Consider the following 572-nt stretch of genomic DNA (forward strand, 5'->3'; position numbering starts at 1 on the left):
TAACAAAGCCACTGATATTGGCTGATTCCGATATCGGCTTTGTTGCTTAAATCGATGGAACTAAATCTAGAAGCTACGATCTGATCGGCTACACCCATCAATCGTCGTAGCCTCATGCCTAAACCTCGTTACAAAACAACTAACTGGAAACAGTACAACAAAGACTTAATCAACCGTGGTTCTCTGACCTTTTGGATTGATGAGGAAACGATAGCTGAGTGGAAACAAAACAAACAAGGCAAGCGTGGTAGACCTCGTCGATTCAGCGACTTAGCCATTACTACAGCACTGATGGTAAAACGCGTTTTCTCTATGCCGTGGAGAGCGCTACAAGGTTTTCTAGACTCTGTATTTAAGCTGGCTAACATCCCGCTTGTTTGCCCGCACTACACCTGTATAAGCCGCCGAGCTAAGGAAGTTGAGGTTTCATTTAAAACCAAAACCAGAGGAGCAATACAACACCTGGCAATTGATGCCACTGGCCTCAAGGTTTATGGCGAGGGTGAATGGAAGGTCAAGAAGCATGGTACTGATGGGAAGCGCAGAGACTGGCGTAAATTGTATCTATTACG

The 572-nt window shown here is 45.1% G+C and carries 1 protein-coding gene; it reads left to right on the forward strand.

The window, feature by feature from the left end; genetic code table 11:
• Nucleotides 1-114: 114 nt before the first annotated feature.
• Nucleotides 115-572 (forward strand): IS5 family transposase (locus tag PL85_RS18680; protein WP_215809374.1); only part of this gene is annotated, 458 nt, incomplete at its 3' end.

Source organism: Vibrio anguillarum (assembly GCF_001989995.2).
GTDB lineage: Bacteria > Pseudomonadota > Gammaproteobacteria > Enterobacterales > Vibrionaceae > Vibrio > Vibrio anguillarum.